This window comes from Cellvibrio sp. UBA7661 (assembly GCA_002483365.1).
GTDB lineage: Bacteria > Pseudomonadota > Gammaproteobacteria > Pseudomonadales > Cellvibrionaceae > Cellvibrio.
The window spans coordinates 311530-325751 of the sequence record DLHT01000018.1 but is presented as its reverse complement, the minus strand read 5'-3'; the positions used below and the strand labels follow the sequence as shown (position 1 = coordinate 325751).

Genomic DNA, 14222 nt, shown 5'->3' with positions numbered 1-14222 from the left:
AAACTGATCCCATAAAAAAAGAGGAGCATAGCTCCTCTTTTTTTATGGGAGTCTGAGTGGTGTTACATATTATTTAAATGCAATTAACGCGGCGGTTACTGCGACATTTAAGGATTCAACGCCATTATTCATGGGGATGCAAATTTTTTCATTGCATAAGTTAAATATTTCTGAAGAGACACCTTCTGATTCATTCCCAAGCACATAGATACATGGAGCATTTGGAGAGAACTGCTTTAGCTCTTTCTTTGCATGTGAGGAGAGGGCACAAATAAGCGCGCCATGCTTTTTAAAATCTAATAGTGCGTGTTCCAAATCCTTGCAGCGCAAGAGTGGTGCGCGAAATACAGTGCCAGCACTTGCCTTTATAACGAGAGGATCAATTTGCGCATTGCCTTTTTGTGGCAATAAAATTCCATCTATGTTTCCAGCGCAAGCTGAACGGATAATCATTCCGAGATTTTGGGGGTTTTGCACTCCATCAAGTGCAAGCAAGGTGTAGTTTTTTTGCGAGTGATTACTCCTTAAGAATTCATCGTAAAGTCTGTACCCGCGTAATTGTAAATCTGCGGCCACGCCCTGATCTTGACTGGCATTCTTGGAAATGCGCGACAAAGCTTGGCGATCGTGAAAAATAATTTCTGCACCTTTGTTTTTTGCGAGCATTATTATTTCATCAAGAATAGATGCTGCTTTATTGCTCTTGGCTAAATGTAATCGATATACGGCAGTAGAGCTATCCTGTAATGCTTCAAGAATTGTTTTTCTTCCATAGATGGTCATCAAGGAATCGAAAAATCGTTTTTTTTCTAAATACTCTGAGCTGTCTTCGCGGGTTTTATTCATGGTGAATACTTGAAGAAAATAAGGAGGGTTAGGCAAGGCAGATGGTTTTGTAAGTGCGCACTGCTTTTGGTAGTCCCATGGCAATGGCATCTACAGTAAGGGCGTGCCCAATGGAAACCTCGAGCAACTGAGGGACTTTACGAAAATGGGCTAGATTTTCTAAATTTAAATCATGGCCTGCATTCAGGCCTATACCAATTTCCTGGGCATGAAGAGCGGCTGTCATATAAGTTTGGAATAGCGCATTAAAACTATCATCATTATTTTTATAGGCCTCTGCATAAGGGCCAGTGTAAAGCTCTATGCGATCTGCGCCCAACTCTTTTGCAAGGCTGATTTGCTCAGGATCTGGATCCATGAATAAACTGACTCGTACACCAATATCATGCAGCTCATGGATGAGAGGTTGCAGTTTTTTTCCCGCAACATGAAGATTAAATCCGTGGTCTGAGGTTAGTTGCTCATTTGAATCTGGCACCAACGTACATTGATGGGGGCGAACATCATGAACCAGTTTAAGGAATCCAGGAAAATCAGCTACAGATTCTGCATATGGGTTCCCTTCGATATTAAATTCAATTCCAGGAAAAGATTTAACCAGATCGCTTAGCTCATATACGTCACGTGGACGAATATGACGTTGGTCTGGTCGTGGATGAACTGTAAGCCCATCCGCCCCCGCTTGAATACACACCTCGCCATGAGTAACTACATTAGGGTAGTTTCCCGGACGAGAATTTCGGATCAATGCAATTTTGTTTAAATTGACACTGAGAGCTGTTTTATTAATATGACTCATTGAATAGGTACCACAGCATCTTTGAAGCTGGATTGTTTGGGAGATTGCTGCGCTTCAATCAAGGTTTTATAGTCGCTACTATTAATACGTGATGCACTTAAAATTCGAACTGCATAATTAGGCGCCTCCGGAAATGCTTTGAACATCCCGCGAGGTTCTTGTGCAATTTTTTCGATGACCTCCATGCCCCACACAACTTTACCAAATACAGTATAACCAGGCTTGGTGTCGGTAGCGTTTAATCCGGTATTGTTGTTTAAGTTTACATAGAACTGGGCAGTTGCGCTGTCTGGATCCTGTTGTCTTGCCATAGCTACGCTTTTATAGTCATTCTTCAATCCATTGATGGATTCATTTGCAATTGGCTCACGGGTTTCCTTTTCGGAAAAATCAAAAGTCATGCCGCCTCCCTGAACAACGAATCCAGGTACGACGCGATGAAATATAGTTCCGTCGTAAAATTTGGAATCGACATACTCTAAAAAATTTTTAACAGTGACCGGTGCTGCTTTTGGCTGGAGCTCAATCACAAAAACACCCAAGTCAGTCTTAATGGCAACCAATGTATTTTGTGCTGTAGCGACGCTCGCTATGAGCGCCAAGCAAAAAGCAGTAAGCAATTTAATAGTTTGTTTCATGGTCATAGTTAAGATCTTCATTTAGCGCCATTCTGATTTGCGTTTACGGCGGCCTAATGCTTGCAGGACAAACGATAAAAAAACGCCTCCAAATACTAATCCGCCACCATATACCCAGTGGTTGAATCGATCTGTGTTCTTTAATTTTTCATTCTCAGCCTTCAGTATGTCAGCATGAGTTTGCAGTAGTTGGTTTTCTTTGACTATTCGTTGGTGCTCTTCTTCCAAATTTAATGCTGTACTTGCAGCCTGACGCATGTCTTCGGTATCGGTTAACAGTTGTTGATGTTCTTGTTGGATTTTTTCAATCTGTTCTTTTAATTGCGTATTTTCCGATTGTAACTCCAGGGTGTTGCGCGAGGCGCTGGAAAGTGCGGCTAGTTGCATTGCGGCTGTTGGTTTATCAGTAATGTTTTGGCTGCGAACCCAGCCTTCGGTGCCATCAGGCGTAATAACCAAGGACCATAAATTGTTATCGCTCCCTGTTTCTTCTCGAATAAAATTTAGTTTGGTGCCACTGGCCAAGCCTTGTTGCAAAATGCTGGCTTGAGGTGTTTTGTCACTTCTGACTGGAATGTAAATGACATCTGAAACGTACTTGTCCGTAGCAAAAGCCGACGTACAAAATTGAGGAGCCATAAATAACGATAAAGCACTACCGTAAAGAAATATTTTTTTCACAGTTGTTGTGGTCCTTATTAAAGAAAATATATTTTAGGTAAATTTAAATAAAATTAAGGTAAGACTTTTTTAAATGGTTTTACTGTAACTTTTGCATAGATTCCGGCCGTAACATAAGGGTCTTTATCTGCCCATGCTTGAGCTTGTTTTAATGAATCAAACTCTGCCACTACCAGGCTTCCACTGAAGCCTGCATCGCCCGGATCATTGTTATCTATGTTAGGATAGGGGCCGGCCAATACCAGCTTTCCTTCATCGTTCAATTGCTGTAAGCGGGCAAGATGTGCGGGTCTTGCGACTTTACGTTTTTCCAAGCTGTTTGGAGTATCTTCACTAATAATTGCGTAGAGCATGTGTATTCCTGAATTTGAAAATGAAATGAGTAAAAAAGATAAGAAATCAGGTATCGCTACCGTCATTGATAATGTCTTCAAGTGTCAGGTGTGTTAGCAACCGTATGCTTCGAAATACGTAAAACAGTGTGCCCATCATAATGATCAGCATGGGAAGTGCGATCACCGGATAACTAAGTGCGGTCATTTTTCCTAGCTCTGCATTGAACTCTGCTGTGCCCGGTTGGCTGATAAGAATCATTTTCGCCAGAATATAATTCAATACTGATGAAAGAAAAAAAGAGCCAGCAATCATAAATGATGCATTATTTAGTGTGCGCTCAAAATTCTTTTTTGTTCCGAATTTTTGTAGCGCGGTATCGACTTTATTAATTTTCAAAACTTTATCGTTATAAATAAATATTTTTACCAAGGGGTGCCGTGTTTTTATTGATATCAATGTGACAAGGCATAAAATGCCCGGAATTGCAGCCTCCTTTATAGCGAAATATTTGGGAGGGAGATGCAATAAAGTTAATCCCCCTGTCAGAAGTACGCTTACAACTCCCAAGGCTGAAAAGACGTTCACTTTTTTGGTAATAATGAAATCGCGAAGACCATAACTGACAGGGAAAGCCAGAGCAATTACTAACCCCCAAACTGCGCCGAGATATTCGTCGTCACTAAGCTTGGTCAAAATAAGTGTTGGAATCACAATGTTCATTAACAAGTTGGCCAAAAAACTTTCTTTTTTGGGCTTGGGTTGAGAATTTGTGGGTTCCGTCTGCGGTTTATCAGCTAACATGTTCGCATTCTTTTCGATGTTGTTGTCCGTCATAACCAATCCAGGTGATGTCTTTTAGGAGATTGTGTGATTTTTGATCTGCACTGTCATACCCATTTTTCCGATGGCGCGCTCAGCCCGGAAGAGGTAGTTGCGCGTGCTGCAGGGCATGGGGTATCTATGTTGGCAATTACGGATCACGATACCATAGCTGGTATTGGGATTGCACAAAAAGCCGCATTGAGCGCAGGTATTGGTTTAATTACCGGCATCGAGTTTTCCAGCCAGTGGGGCAAGGGCGGTGCGCATATTGTCGGTTTGGGGATTGATATTAAATCAACGGCACTTGCGGAAGCTGTGGAATTTCAGGCGCTAGCTCGTGTGACGCGTGCAATGACTATCGCAGAGCGTTTATCCAAAGTAGGCTTCCCTTGTGCGCTGGAAGGTGCAAAAGAAATTGCAGGTAAAGCGGTCCTGGGGCGTCCACATTTTGCGCAGCATCTTGTCAATATTGGTGCGGTAAAAAATGTGAGTGCAGCATTTAAAAAATATCTGGGGGCAGGTAAGCCAGCGGATGTGAAATATCAGTGGCCATTGATGGGTCAAGTAATTGATTGGATTCATGCGGCTGGCGGGGTTGCTGTTTTGGCTCACCCTGCCAAATATGAATTAACCCGAACCAAAATGTGCGCCATGATTGATTCTTTCGTGACAGTTGGTGGTGATGCCATAGAAGTAATTAGTGGTTTACAGCAAGCTGGAGTGACAGAAGATTTGGTTAAAATTGCTAATAGTCGATCACTCTACGTTTCTTGTGGGTCGGATTTTCATTTCCCCGGGCAGCAATGGCAGGAGCTGGGTTGTTTTGGTAACTTGCCTGCGGGTGTAAAACCTGTGTGGGAATTATTGGGTTACACTTCCTGATAGTTAGCAATTATTTCAGATATTCATGGCGGTCGCCGATTAACAGGTAACCAATCAGGGGGGAGTTATTATGGCTCAATTCTTTCAAATCCATCCCGAAAATCCACAGCGGCGATTGATTGTGCAAGCGGCGGATATTATTCGCAAAGGCGGCTTGGTGGTTTATCCCACTGACTCTGCTTATGCTCTTGGTTGTCATATAGGCGATAAAGACGCTCTGGAGCGTATCCGCAGTTTACGCAAACTCGATAAGGATCATAATTTTACATTAATGTGCCGCGACCTTTCCGAATTGGCTGCCTACGCACGTGTGGATAATCAGGTTTTTCGTCTATTGAAAAATCATACGCCAGGCGCGTATACCTTTATCTTGGAGGCTACTGCTGATGTGCCTCGTCGATTAATGCACCCTAAACGAAAAACCATAGGATTGCGGGTTCCAGACAATCTGGTTGCATTGGCGTTGCTGGAGGAGTTGGGTGAGCCATTGATGACTAGCAGTTTATTGTTGCCCGGGGAGGAATTACCCATGACGGACCCCTACGATATCCGCGACACATTGGAGCACTTTGTAGAGTTAGTGATCGATGGTGGATACTGTGGTTTGGAGCCGACCACAGTGATTGATTTGACTGGGGAGGCGCCAGTGCTATTGCGCCAGGGCAAAGGCGATTTCTCACCTTTTAATTATAACTAATTGATTTATAAGTGGTGTTAGCACAATAAACCTGTGCTGTCCGCAGCCATCTTAAATGGCTATAATGCCGCCTTTATTTTCATCGCACCTAAACAATGCGGATTATTATATTAACGACGAGTTATACGAGTGAGCGAAATCCCTGAAACCATAGCAACTGAGGATCTTGCCGCCACAGTCAGTGCTGGACAAGAACTTCAAGTGGATGCGTCAAAAGAAGGCCAGGTTGATCAGGAGTCAGCTCATACCGTAAAACCTCAACAAGGTGAGATGCCCTTTGCCATCGTTCAAGGCAAAGCCTACACCCAGTTACCTCAGGATTTGTATATCCCTCCCGATGCTCTTGAAATATTTCTCGAAGCGTTTGAAGGTCCGCTGGATTTATTGCTTTATCTTATTCGCCGCCAGAATTTGGATATTCTGGATATTAATGTATCGGAGATTACTTCCCAGTACATGGCTTATGTGGAATTGATGGAGTCGCATCAATTCGAATTGGCGGCTGAGTATCTTGTTATGGCTGCCATGTTGGCAGAAATTAAATCGCGGATGTTGTTGCCTCGTTCGTCGGAAGAACAAGAAGAGGACGAAGATCCGCGTGCTTCTTTGATTCGCCGTTTGCAGGAATATGAGCGATTCAAACAGGCAGCCGTAGATCTGGATCAGATTCCGCGAGTTGCAAGAGATGTATTCCCTGTATCGGCTGCTGGTCCAGATCGTAGTCTGACGCGGCTTGATCCTGATGTTGAATTGCAGGAACTGTTGCTAGCGCTTTCAGAAGTGTTGCGTCGTGCTGACATGTTTGAAAGCCATCATGTTTCCAAAGAAAAGCTCTCCACTCGTGAGCGCATGGCGCAGGTACTTGACGCACTGGCACACCAACATTTTGTACCTTTTGTCAGTCTATTTAGAGTAGAAGAGGGACGTCTTGGAGTTGTCGTCACCTTTTTAGCGGTGATGGAATTGATTAAGGAATCGCTGGTTGAAATTGTCCAAAGCGAATCGTTTGCACCTATTCATGTTAAAGCCAGAACACAATGACGAACGCAACTGATAGTAATGATCTACATCCGCTAGTGGATGATGATATTGATAACACTTCAATCGTGGGTGAAGACTCTCGCGATTTGTATGAAGAGACTGATCTCGAAGAGTCAGCCACTGTACCTGTTACGCAAATGCCGGTTGATGCTGCGCTCTTGCGCCAAATTATTGAAGGCGCCATTCTTGCAGCTGGTCAGCCAATGACAGTTGCGCGGTTGCTTGAGTTATTTGATGAAGATGTTGCGCCCACAAAAGAAGATATTTCCGCTGCACTAGCCGATATACAAGCTAGCTGTGAAGGGCATGGTTTTGAATTGAAAGAGGTTGCGTCTGGTTGGCGTTTTCAGGTTCGGGATAACCTTGCGCCTTGGGTGAATCGTTTGTGGGAAGAAAAACCACAAAAATATTCACGCGCACTTTTAGAGACTCTGGCGCTGATTGCGTATCGCCAGCCTATTACGCGTGGCGATATCGAAGAGATTCGTGGTGTAGCGGTTAGCTCCCACATCATGAAAACCTTGTTGGAGCGTGATTGGGTTAAAGTTGTAGGGCACCGCGATGTGCCTGGTCGCCCATCGTTGTTTGCGACGACGCGTCAATTCCTGGATTATTTCAATTTAAAAAATTTGGATGAATTGCCATCCTTAAGTGAAATCCGTGATTTGGATGAGCTGAATCCGGTATTGGATCTGGGTGAAGCAGGGTTAGGAGAAAAGGACACTGATCCACCCATTCCCGATGAAAACGCATCAACAAATGAAGTTCATTCGGATGTGACTGCTGAGATTGCAGATACAGAAACTGTGTTATACGAGGGCGGCTTTGTTGATGGTGAGGAAGCGTTTGTTGATGCTGATAAAATTGCCGATGCGGACTCATCAGTACCAATGAATGATATCGAAAGTAACGATAGTGAAGAAGAACCCCGTAGCAACTAGCTACCAATAACCTATGGTGAAGAAAATCAACCGGGATAATGAAAAACCTACCAAGGCTGTGAAGCCAGTAGTTGCTGGAAAGCTCCAATCTGCTGATAAACAAAAATCAGCTGATAGACGTGCAGCTGATAAAAAAGCAAGCTCAGGTAAAACAGCAAAACAAGGTTCTGTTGCGAAACGCGATCAGAAAACAGTTACAACTAAATCTATCGTAAGTCGTACTGACACTAAACCAACAGCGCCTGCAAAATCGAAAGTATCTCAACAAGCTGTTGATAAAGAGACTATAAATCCTGCGACCAGCAATGATGAAAAGTTGCAAAAAGTACTCGCTCGTGCGGGCATTGGTTCCCGGCGTGAAATGGAGCGGGCAATCGAGGCAGGTCAGGTGAAAGTGAATGACCGTATCGCCAAGCTCGGTGATCGGGTCACTTTGCAAGATAAGGTATTTGTGAATGGCCAGCGTGTTGTATTGCGTACGGAGTTAACTCGTCGTCGCGTGATTTTGTATAACAAACCAGAAGGTGAAATTTGTTCGCGTTCTGATCCGGAGGGTCGTCCAACTGTGTATGACCATCTGCCACCGCTGAAGGGTGAGCGTTGGATTTCGGTGGGGCGTCTGGATTTTAATACGAGCGGTTTATTGTTATTTACTAATGATGGTGAGCTGGCAAATAAGCTCATGCATCCGTCATCTGTAATTGATCGTGAATATTTAGTGCGTATTCAAGGCGAAGTTACGGATGAGATGCGTGCAAGCTTGCTTAAGGGCGTTGAGTTAGATGATGGTGTTGCTCGTTTTACCGACATTGTTGATGGTGCTGGTGAAGGTAAAAACCGTTGGTTTTATTGCGTTGTTATGGAAGGTCGTAACCGTGAGGTTCGCCGTTTGTGGGAATCGCAAGGCGTTAAAGTTAGCCGTTTGAAGCGTGTGCGTTATGCCAATATTTTTATCCCCTCGCATGTGCGAGTTGGTCAATGGACAGATCTTACTGAGAGGGAAATTCAGGATTTGTGTATGACTGCTGGATTCGATAGCTCAACCTATACTCGTATTATGGAGCCTAATCGTGAAGAGCAGTCCCAACGCGAGCGCCACGACCGGAAGTTACGGGCATCTTCAGCGGCTCCAAAACGTGTGAAAGCTCCTGCGCGAAAACGACCGCCAATTGTCTAATCTAAAAATTAGATGCCTCAACGGATATTGGCTGTCTATTTCAACTGTTTGAATTAAAAAGAGTCGCAATAAAAAATCCCGCACCAGGCGGGATTTTTTTTACTTCGTTTTTGTTACAGGGCAACAGTCTGGATTTCCACCGCTGCAATACGCTTGCCTTCATTGGCAGCGTTTTGATAGCTCTCAATTTCATTGAAGTTGAGGTAGCGGTAAATATCGGCAGACATGCTGTCGATCTTTTGTGCGTAGTTCAGGTATTCCTCTGGTGTTGGCAGTTTGCCCAATACTGCAGCGATTGCAGCCAGTTCGGCAGACGCCAGGTACACATCAGCACCTTCACCCAAACGGTTGGGGAAGTTACGGGTAGAGGTTGATACCACAGTCGAGTTCTTCGCAACACGCGCCTGGTTACCCATACACAATGAGCAGCCTGGCATTTCGGTACGAGCACCTTTTACGCCGTAAATGCTGTAGTAGCCTTCTTCCATCAATTGATGCGCGTCCATTTTGGTGGGGGGGGCAATCCACAGGCGAGTGGTTAATGGATCTTTGGTAGCTGCCAACAGTTTACCGGCAGCGCGGAAGTGACCGATGTTGGTCATACAGGAGCCGATGAACACTTCATCAATCTTGGCACCTTGTACGTCAGACAATACTTTCACATCGTCCGGGTCATTCGGGCAAGCGAGGATAGGTTCTTTGATGTCAGCCAGGTCGATGTCAATGATCGCCGCATATTCTGCGTCGGCATCGGCTTCCATCAGCACTGGGTTTGCCAGCCACTCTTCCATTTTGCGTGCGCGACGCTCAATGGTGCGAACATCGCCGTAATCTTGTTCGATCATCCAGCGCAGCATGGTGATGTTGGATTTCAGATACTCGATGATCGGCTCTTTATCCAGCTTGATAGTACAACCAGCAGCAGAGCGCTCAGCAGAAGCGTCAGAGATTTCAAACGCTTGTTCTACCTTCAGGTTAGGCAAGCCTTCTACTTCAAGAATACGGCCAGAGAAAATGTTCTTCTTGCCTTTCTTCTCTACAGTCAACAGGCCTTGCTTGATGGCGTACAGCGGAATGGCGTTAACCAGATCGCGCAAGGTGATGCCGGGTTGCAATTCGCCTTTGAAGCGAACCAGAACTGACTCAGGCATATCCAATGGCATAACGCCGGTAGCCGCCGCAAAAGCAACCAAACCAGAACCGGCTGGGAACGAAATACCAATTGGGAAACGGGTGTGCGAGTCACCGCCAGTACCTACGGTGTCAGGCAGCAACATACGGTTCAACCATGAGTGGATGATGCCGTCACCTGGGCGCAGGGAAACACCGCCGCGCGTCATAATGAAGTCGGGCAGGGTGTGTTGTGTTTCAATATCAACAGGCTTTGGATAAGCTGCTGTGTGGCAGAAAGACTGCATGGTCAAGTCGGCAGAGAAACCCAAACAAGCCAAATCTTTCAGCTCGTCTCGGGTCATTGGGCCGGTGGTATCCTGTGAACCTACGGTAGTCATCTTTGGTTCGCAGTAAGTGCCGGGGCGAATACCTTGTACGCCGCAGGCCTTGCCTACCATTTTTTGCGCGAGGGTATAGCCTTTGCCGGTATCAGCAGGCACTTGTGGCAAACGGAACAAAGTGCTTGGTGGCAAGCCCAGTGATTCACGTGCTTTGCTAGTCAGGCCGCGACCGATAATCAATGGGATACGGCCGCCAGCTTGAACTTCATCTAATAACACCTCTGATTTCAATTCAAATTCAGAAATCACGGTGCCGGTAGTAGCGTTGAGGATCTTGCCTTCGTATGGGCGAATTTCAATTACATCGCCCATGTTCAGTTGATCAACGGGAGCTTCAAATACTAAAGCACCGGCGTCTTCCATGGTGTTGTAGAAAATGGGGGCTACTTTGCCGCCAATGCATACACCACCGGTACGCTTGTTGGGTACGCCCGGAATATCGTCACCGATAAACCAAAGTACGGAGTTAGTAGCAGACTTACGTGAAGAACCGGTACCAACAACATCACCTACAAATGCCAGAGGATAACCTTTGGTTTTCAGTGCTTCGATTTGTTGGATTGGGCCTACAGAGCCCGGTTGATCCGGGGTGATACCGTCACGTGCCATTTTGAACATGGCCAATGCGTGCAGAGGGATGTCGGGGCGTGACCAGGCATCAGGGGCTGGTGACAAGTCATCGGTATTGGTTTCGCCGGTAACTTTGAAAACAGTAAGTTTGGTGCTTTCAGCAACTTTTGGCTTGCTGGTGAACCATTCGGCATCTGCCCAGGATTGCATCAACGCTTTTGCATGGGGATTGCCCGCTTTTACTTTCTCTTCCACATCGTGGAAGGCATCGAACATTAGCAAGGTGTGCTTGAGTTGTTCGGCAGCCAGTGGTGCCAGAGTGGCATCATCGAGCAGGTTTACCAGTGGTTCAATGTTGTAACCGCCGAGCATCATACCGAGCAGTTTAATTGCGAGAGGCTTATCGATCAGGGGGGAAGAGGCTTCGTCTTTGAGAATTGCACTCAGGAACGCGGCTTTTACATAGGCGGCTTCATCAACGCCTGGCGGAACGCGGTTGGTGATCAAATCCAGTAATGCTTCAGCTTCACCAGCGGGGGGATTCTTCAGTAACTCAACCAATCCCGCAACTTGTTCTGCGTTTAATGGTTTTGGTGGGATACCTTCTGCGGCGCGTTCTGCGACCTGTTTACGATAGGCTTCAAGCACGGTTTTATCCTCATTAGTGTGGGGGTTACTCCTTCAACAGGATCTCTGTCTCAGGAGACTATCCATGGCCATCATGGATGCTAAAGGGTGTTTGGAGAAAAAACACTCTTGCGTTGCTCATGAAGAGCGGTAAATCGGGCGCAAAGTATACCCGATGCAATCTCGCCTGTTAATGCGTGTAACGCAACTCTGTCGGTTTGTCGCATCGGTATTTGGTGGGTGATTGTGATAATGTATCGGCCTCTGTTAGGGGAGTTGTAACACTGATATTCCATGCGTGGAATTCACTACCTGACGCTACTCTCCATGGCTACAGAGATAATCTCTCCACGACTACAGCAACAATTAAAAACAGCGATTTAATAACCAGGAAAGCAAAAGGGGAAAAATGGCAATGACTCTCAAATTTAACGGCATACAAACGGTAAGAGTTCGTCGCTCTCGATTGATTAGCGGCATGGTGGTTGGATGTTTTATTGCGCTCAGTGGATGCGAGCAAAAAATAACAGAAACCTCTGTCAATACATCAAGTGCTGCAATCTCATCTTCGGTAGCATCTGAAACAGCTGCAGCTCCCTCTGCCTGTGATGGTACTGTTCCTCAAGGTGATCTTGTGCCTGTCCGTATCGAAGCAGCGAATACTACCCGAACCGAACCGGGATTGTTTGAGGGGCCTGTCTGGATTAATGATTCGCTCTATTTCTCTGATTTCGTATTCACCAATGGTTTTTCATCGCGCATCCAAAAATTAAATGCTGATGGCACAGTGACCACGGCTATTGATGACTCAGGTAGTAATGGATTGGCGGTAGATAACAATGGCCAGTTGGTTGCCGGTACACACAAATATAAAAGTATTTCTCGTTACAATCCGGTCACAGGTGAGCGTGCATCGGTTGCAGAACAATTTAATGGTAATGTATTCAATTCGCCAAATGACATTGCGATAGCTGCTGACGGCACAATTTATTTTACCGATCCTGCGTTCCAGCGTGATGCTGCGCCAGGCGGCCAGGAAAAAACAGGTGTATACCGCGTCGCAACCGATGGCACTATTACATTGGTTGATGACACTATCAGCAATCCAAACGGTATTGCATTATCACCCGCTGAAGATGTGCTTTATGTAAACGGTGGTGGTGAGCAAGGTGTGCTTCGTGCATATTCAATTGTGAATGGAGTTCCTCAGGCAGGTAAGGATTTAGTAACCGGTATTTCGATCCCTGATGGTATGGCAGTAGATTGTTTGGGGAATATTTATTTGACCGAACACCTTGCTCGTCAATTGAGAGTATTCACGCCATCGGGTGAGCAAATTGCTCAAGCGGTCTTCGATGCAAATCTCACCAATGCTGCTTTCGGTGGTGCAGAGGGTAAAACATTGTATCTGACGGGTGCGGGTTCCCTGTGGAAAATTGAATTAAACATCAGCGGTTCTGCCTATTAACCATTATTAAAAAATAGCGAACTATTTAATAAGTGGTTCGCTATATCAATTGATTTTATGTTTGTATTAAAACGCGTTAAAACACCCTGCGTGGGTATTTGCTCTACTGGCATTGGCGATAGTGTTTGCCGTGGTTGCAAGCGATTTGCTCATGAAGTGATTGATTGGAATGCCTATACAAACGAGCAAAAATTATTGATCGCCCAGCGATTGGAAACCTTTCTTGCGCAAATTGTGCAGAATATGATTGCGGTAACTGACCAAAAATTATTGCTCACGCAAATCAAACATCAACAGATTCAATTCAAGCCAGAACAAAATCCCTATTGTTGGGTATTTGATTTATTGCGCGCAGGTGCGAGCCAAATTCAGGATTTATCGCTTTACGGGTTGGCGTTACAGCCTCAGTGGGTGAATACCCCCTTAACTGTTATTCGCGATAATATTGATAAAGATTTTTACGCACTCTCCTGTGCTCACCACGAACGCTATATATCCCCCTGTTTCGTTACTGCTGAAACACTCGATCAACAAAAATAGTCTTTACGTTATGAATGCTCTCACCAAAATTCAACAATTCCTTCATTGCGAAACCCCCGATGCCTGGGTAAAAAATGCTTTGGATAATCAAGCACTCTTACTGCTGGATCACGCCAATTGCGAAAAAAAAGCAGCATCGACAGCAATTAATTTGATGTTCCGCTACGTGGGTGACTTTGACATGATGAATAAAATGTCGCGCCTCGCCCGTGAAGAGTTGCGCCACTATGAACAAGTGATGGCGATTATGGAGGCGAGGGGAGTTGCTTACGAGCAAATCACCCCCGGCCGCTACGCCGGCGAGCTGCGCAAATTGGTGCGCACTTCAGAACCCGGTCGCTACATAGACACACTCATCTGCGGCGCCATTATCGAAGCCCGCTCCTGCGAACGCTTTGCAAAAGTTGCCCCATTTTTAGATGAAGAACTGCAAAAGTTTTATCTCTCCCTCTTAAAATCCGAGTCCCGCCACTACGAAGATTATCTAACCCTCGCCAAACGCGCAGCAGAAGGCGCTGATATTTCTGCACGTGTGCAAGAATTTCTTGCGCTGGAAAAAACCTTGGTTGAAGGTGTGGATGAAGAGTTTCGGTTTCATTCGGGGGTTGTTAATTCGCAAGGCCTTTAGTCACCGTTATTAAGT

The 14222-nt window shown here is 45.4% G+C and carries 15 protein-coding genes; 8 read left to right on the top strand and 7 right to left on the bottom strand.

All coding sequences use genetic code 11. The features are described from left to right. Nucleotides 1-69 precede the first annotated feature (69 nt). From rlmB to B2739_RS16595, 6 genes are read right to left on the bottom strand one after another with little or no spacing between them, the layout of a single operon-like run. Nucleotides 70-846: a 23S rRNA (guanosine(2251)-2'-O)-methyltransferase RlmB gene (gene rlmB, locus B2739_RS16620; protein WP_331346961.1), complete on the bottom strand. Its 777-nt coding sequence runs from the start codon at nt 844-846 to the stop codon at nt 70-72. Between the two features lie 28 nt (nt 847-874). Further along, a complete protein-coding gene (locus tag B2739_RS16615) occupies nt 875-1645 on the bottom strand; it encodes a pyridoxine 5'-phosphate synthase (RefSeq protein WP_331346960.1) in 771 nt (256 codons plus the stop codon). Then, on the bottom strand, nt 1642-2289 hold the full coding sequence (locus B2739_RS16610; RefSeq protein ID WP_331346959.1) for a peptidylprolyl isomerase: 648 nt from the start codon (nt 2287-2289) through the stop codon (nt 1642-1644). The genes B2739_RS16615 and B2739_RS16610 overlap by 4 nt, the downstream gene beginning before the upstream one ends. Nucleotides 2290-2304: 15 nt before the next feature. Beyond that, entirely contained in the window at nt 2305-2964 is a 660-nt protein-coding gene (locus tag B2739_RS16605) for a TIGR04211 family SH3 domain-containing protein (protein WP_331346958.1), read from the bottom strand. Between the two features lie 53 nt (nt 2965-3017). Next, entirely contained in the window at nt 3018-3317 is a 300-nt protein-coding gene (locus tag B2739_RS16600; RefSeq protein ID WP_331346957.1) for a YciI family protein, read from the bottom strand. Between the two features lie 46 nt (nt 3318-3363). Then, nucleotides 3364-4101, bottom strand: a complete 738-nt coding sequence (locus B2739_RS16595; RefSeq protein WP_414633240.1) for a VC0807 family protein — start codon at nt 4099-4101, stop codon at nt 3364-3366. Nucleotides 4102-4167: 66 nt separating this feature from the next. Between B2739_RS16595 and B2739_RS16590 the strand changes: the two genes are divergently transcribed. The 5 genes from B2739_RS16590 to rluB all read left to right on the top strand — a co-directional run bounded on the left by B2739_RS16590 (nt 4168) and on the right by rluB (nt 8860). Next, nucleotides 4168-5004: a PHP domain-containing protein gene (locus B2739_RS16590; protein WP_331346955.1), complete on the top strand. Its 837-nt coding sequence runs from the start codon at nt 4168-4170 to the stop codon at nt 5002-5004. A gap of 70 nt (nt 5005-5074) precedes the next feature. After that, complete coding sequence (locus tag B2739_RS16585) at nt 5075-5701, top strand: L-threonylcarbamoyladenylate synthase (protein ID WP_331346954.1); 627 nt, start codon at nt 5075-5077, stop codon at nt 5699-5701. A gap of 201 nt (nt 5702-5902) precedes the next feature. Continuing rightward, nucleotides 5903-6742: a ScpA family protein gene (locus tag B2739_RS16580; RefSeq protein ID WP_331347112.1), complete on the top strand. Its 840-nt coding sequence runs from the start codon at nt 5903-5905 to the stop codon at nt 6740-6742. Next, nucleotides 6739-7683, top strand: a complete 945-nt coding sequence (gene scpB, locus B2739_RS16575; RefSeq protein WP_331346953.1) for an SMC-Scp complex subunit ScpB — start codon at nt 6739-6741, stop codon at nt 7681-7683. The genes B2739_RS16580 and scpB overlap by 4 nt, the downstream gene beginning before the upstream one ends. Nucleotides 7684-7969: 286 nt before the next feature. Continuing rightward, entirely contained in the window at nt 7970-8860 is an 891-nt protein-coding gene (gene rluB, locus B2739_RS16570) for a 23S rRNA pseudouridine(2605) synthase RluB (protein ID WP_331347111.1), read from the top strand. A 113-nt stretch (nt 8861-8973) separates the two neighbouring features. Here the strand turns inward: rluB and acnB are convergent, their stop codons facing one another. Continuing rightward, nucleotides 8974-11592 carry a bifunctional aconitate hydratase 2/2-methylisocitrate dehydratase gene (acnB, locus tag B2739_RS16565; protein WP_331346952.1) on the bottom strand — a complete coding sequence of 873 codons (2619 nt, stop codon included), beginning with the start codon at nt 11590-11592 and terminating at the stop codon, nt 8974-8976. 394 nt (nt 11593-11986) lie between these two features. On the opposite strand from acnB, the gene B2739_RS16560 reads away from it, so the two are divergent. The 3 genes from B2739_RS16560 to B2739_RS16550 are packed head-to-tail and all read left to right on the top strand — an operon-like array spanning nt 11987 to nt 14207. Beyond that, a complete protein-coding gene (locus B2739_RS16560) occupies nt 11987-13039 on the top strand; it encodes an SMP-30/gluconolactonase/LRE family protein (RefSeq protein WP_331346951.1) in 1053 nt (350 codons plus the stop codon). 57 nt (nt 13040-13096) lie between these two features. Continuing rightward, complete coding sequence (locus B2739_RS16555) at nt 13097-13579, top strand: DUF1289 domain-containing protein (protein ID WP_331346950.1); 483 nt, start codon at nt 13097-13099, stop codon at nt 13577-13579. Nucleotides 13580-13589: 10 nt separating this feature from the next. Then, on the top strand, nt 13590-14207 hold the full coding sequence (locus tag B2739_RS16550) for a tRNA-(ms[2]io[6]A)-hydroxylase (RefSeq protein WP_331346949.1): 618 nt from the start codon (nt 13590-13592) through the stop codon (nt 14205-14207). Nucleotides 14208-14222 lie beyond the last annotated feature (15 nt).

Bases quoted from the DNA above. Each gene is read 5' to 3' on its own strand.
- rlmB (WP_331346961.1), bottom strand. From the start codon at position 846: ATGAATAAAACCCGCGAAGACAGCTCAGAGTATTTAGAAAAAAAACGA.
- B2739_RS16615 (WP_331346960.1), bottom strand. From the start codon at position 1,645: ATGAGTCATATTAATAAAACAGCTCTCAGTGTCAATTTAAACAAAATT.
- B2739_RS16610 (WP_331346959.1), bottom strand. From the start codon at position 2,289: ATGACCATGAAACAAACTATTAAATTGCTTACTGCTTTTTGCTTGGCG.
- B2739_RS16600 (WP_331346957.1), bottom strand. From the start codon at position 3,317: ATGCTCTACGCAATTATTAGTGAAGATACTCCAAACAGCTTGGAAAAA.
- B2739_RS16595 (WP_414633240.1), bottom strand. From the start codon at position 4,101: ATGTTAGCTGATAAACCGCAGACGGAACCCACAAATTCTCAACCCAAG.
- B2739_RS16585 (WP_331346954.1), top strand. From the start codon at position 5,075: ATGGCTCAATTCTTTCAAATCCATCCCGAAAATCCACAGCGGCGATTG.
- scpB (WP_331346953.1), top strand. From the start codon at position 6,739: ATGACGAACGCAACTGATAGTAATGATCTACATCCGCTAGTGGATGAT.
- B2739_RS16560 (WP_331346951.1), top strand. From the start codon at position 11,987: ATGACTCTCAAATTTAACGGCATACAAACGGTAAGAGTTCGTCGCTCT.
- B2739_RS16555 (WP_331346950.1), top strand. From the start codon at position 13,097: ATGTTTGTATTAAAACGCGTTAAAACACCCTGCGTGGGTATTTGCTCT.
- B2739_RS16550 (WP_331346949.1), top strand. From the start codon at position 13,590: ATGAATGCTCTCACCAAAATTCAACAATTCCTTCATTGCGAAACCCCC.